General features: G+C 74.0%; 1 protein-coding gene and 1 pseudogene. One reads left to right on the forward strand and one right to left on the reverse strand.

What is annotated here, in order from left to right; all coding sequences use genetic code 11:
- Positions 1-210 (reverse strand): annotated as a pseudogene (locus EYA84_RS32005) (hypothetical protein); the annotation flags it as partial.
- Positions 211-389: 179 nt separating this feature from the next.
- On the opposite strand from EYA84_RS32005, the gene EYA84_RS33215 reads away from it, so the two are divergent.
- The coding region (locus EYA84_RS33215) for a BTAD domain-containing putative transcriptional regulator (RefSeq protein WP_201272554.1) at positions 390-1,235 on the forward strand (846 nt) is incomplete at its 3' end.

The following is a 1,235-nucleotide window of genomic DNA, read 5'->3' on the forward strand; positions in this document are numbered from 1 at the left end:
GGCGAGCAGAAGGTCCGCGCGGTTCACCGCGACGGCGTGCACCTCGACGAGCGCCTCACCGGGCGCCGGCCGGGGCTCGGGTACGGACTCCAGGCGGAGTCCGTCGGGCTCGTCCGCGGACGTGACCAGTGCTTTCACATCGACCTCCACCGGTACGACGGGTTCCCGCCCTTCGTACCGGCGGGTCCTGGAGTCCTGGTGGAGGGTCACCGGTGAGAGGGGAGTCACTGGGATATGCGTTGCCGGTGCCGCCCGACCCGAGCACCATGTCCGAGGCGGGCGACGGTAGTCGACCTGACACTGTGCGTGCGTTCCGCCGCTCGACGGGGGACTCGGTGACCGACTTTCGCATTCTCGGGCCGCTGCAGGTCACAATCGACGGACGACCGGTGCCGATCGGCGCCCCGAAACAACAGGCACTCCTGGTGACGCTGCTGTGGCGGGTCAACGAGGAGGTGCCGCTGGACGAGCTCTACCCCCGGTTGTGGGGTGACCGCCCACCGGCCCGACCCGCCGCCGCACTGCACGTGCACGTGGCCCGGCTGCGCGCGGTGCTCGGCGACCGGCCCGGAGTGCCGGCGAACTCGCCCCGCCCCCGGGTGCGGTCCCTCGGTGGTGGCTACGCGCTGCGTACCCCGCCGGAGACCGTCGACCTGCACCGGTTCCGCACCTCCGCCCACCGGGCGGAACAGGCTCGACTCGGCGACGACCCGGCCGGCGAACTCACCCACGTCCGGGCGGCGTTGGCGCAGTGGCACGAGGATCCGGCGCGACCGTCCACCGTGGAGTCTCTCGCGGTGGTGCCCTCGCTCGCCGAGGAGGTCACCCCGGTGCTGGTCGAGGAGCGGTTACGGCTGCTCGAACGACGCTACGAACTGGAGCTGGCCACCCGGCCGCCCGGCGAACTCGTGGCGGAACTGCGGGCCCTGGTCGTCGCGTACCCGGTGTGCGAACGGCTGTGGTGCCTGCTGGTCACCGCGCTGCAACGGGCCGGTGACCGGGCGGCGGCCCTGGCCGCGTACGAGCGGGCCCGCGCGACACTGCGGACCCGACTGGGGCTGACGCCCGGGCCGGAGCTGGAGGCGGTGTACCGGCGGGTCGCCGGGGACGGCTGGCACACGCACACCGACCTACCGCCGGTCGACGCCGACCGGGAGCCGCGCGGCCCCGGCTGGACGGCCGTCGCCGCCGCGCTGGCCGGTCGGGAGGCCGGCACCGCGCTGCCCCTGGTGTAT

The sequence above is a fragment of the Verrucosispora sp. SN26_14.1 genome (assembly GCF_004307965.1).
Lineage (GTDB): Bacteria > Actinomycetota > Actinomycetes > Mycobacteriales > Micromonosporaceae > Micromonospora.